The 1,319-nt window shown below is 39.6% G+C and carries 2 protein-coding genes; both read left to right on the top strand.

All coding sequences use genetic code 11. From position 1 onward, the window contains the following. Positions 1-81 precede the first annotated feature (81 nt). Entirely contained in the window at positions 82-369 is a 288-nt protein-coding gene (locus FD07_RS11875; protein ID WP_003688751.1) for a transposase, read from the top strand. A 23-nt stretch (positions 370-392) separates the two neighbouring features. Then, the gene (locus FD07_RS11870) at positions 393-1,271 is read left to right on the top strand and encodes an IS3 family transposase (protein WP_010011610.1); all 879 of its coding nucleotides are present in this window, start codon (positions 393-395) and stop codon (positions 1,269-1,271) included. The last annotated feature ends 48 nt before the right edge of the window (positions 1,272-1,319 follow it).

The following is a 1,319-nucleotide window of genomic DNA, read 5'->3' as shown; positions in this document are numbered from 1 at the left end:
TGGGCCTAGAATAAAAAGTGTACAAGTTAAATGGAGACTCTGATTTAGTATAATTAAGGAAGTAAATTGGAGGATCAAATAATGACGAAGCACAGTTATGACAAGGAATTTAAGGAACAGGCCGTTCAGTATTACTTAGATAACAAGGATCACATGACCATGAATGAAATAAGTAAGAATCTAGGTATTGGGGCTAGTACATTACACAAATGGATTAAGCTGTTTACTGAGACTGGGGAGTTTGGCCGTGGCTCTGGTAATTTTGCCAGCGATAAGGACAAGGAGATTGCACGACTAAAGCGTCAACTTCGTGACGCTGAAGGAGCGATCGAAGTGTTAAAAAAATCAATCGGGATTCTGAGCAAGTAACTACCGAAAAGGTATACCAAGAAATGGACGTTCAGCACGCTTTGGAATCCCACCCTTCCATCAATGGTATGTGTGATTATGTTGGAATCTCAAGAAGTGGTTACTATCAACGAGAAAAGCGTCATAATCACCAATCACCGCGAAAGCTTCGGAAGAAGTTTATTCAAGGTGAAATTAAAGCAATTTGGCTCAAAAGCCTTTGTATTTACGGTGCCGGCAAAATCACCCAAGAACTTCGCTCAAAAGGATATAAGATCGCTGAACGAACTGTTGGTAAGTATATGCGTGAACTTGGCATTCACGCCGTTTACCTAACCCCTTGGACGACTACCACTCGCAATTCTAAGTTTGATAAACAGCTAATAAATATTTTAGACGAGCAGTTCAATCCATTGCGACCAAACGCCGTTTGGTGCATTGACACCACTTATATTCCAGTTCATGACGGATTCGTTTATTTAACCAGTATTATGGACTTGTACTCCCGACGGATCATTGGTTGGGACTTATCTGAAACCTTGGAGGTATCGAATGTCATCCCGCTTATTGAAAAGACTAAGCACAGTCGCCATATTAGCAAGCCATTAATCATGCACAGTGATCGTGGTAGTCAGTTTACGTCTGAAGCTTACAATCAAGTTACAGCTAACATGACATTAAGCTATTCAAAGAAAGCTTATCCTTGGGATAATGCCTGCATTGAGTCGTTTCATGCCTTGATTAAGCGTGAATGGATAAATCGGTTTAAAATCCATTCATACTCCGAAGCTAAACGACTAGTTTTTCAGTACATTGAAACGTTTTACAACACAGTTAGAATTCACAGTCACTGTGGATTCAAATCACCAAAGCAACTTGAAGATGAGTATCAAACTCAAATTCAAAATTTAGTCGTGGCATAGGACAAAAAAGTCTCTATTTAAATTGTCTATTTTATTGACAGGGGACCA

The sequence above is a fragment of the Levilactobacillus parabrevis ATCC 53295 genome (genome assembly GCF_001434055.1).
Lineage (GTDB): Bacteria > Bacillota > Bacilli > Lactobacillales > Lactobacillaceae > Levilactobacillus > Levilactobacillus parabrevis.
The sequence above is the reverse complement of the archived record's forward strand: the minus strand, read 5'-3'. Positions and strand labels throughout refer to the sequence as shown.

Excerpts from the sequence above, each read along its gene's own strand:
- FD07_RS11875 (WP_003688751.1), top strand. The coding sequence starts at position 82 with ATGACGAAGCACAGTTATGACAAGGAATTTAAGGAACAGGCCGTTCAG.
- FD07_RS11870 (WP_010011610.1), top strand. The coding sequence starts at position 393 with ATGGACGTTCAGCACGCTTTGGAATCCCACCCTTCCATCAATGGTATG.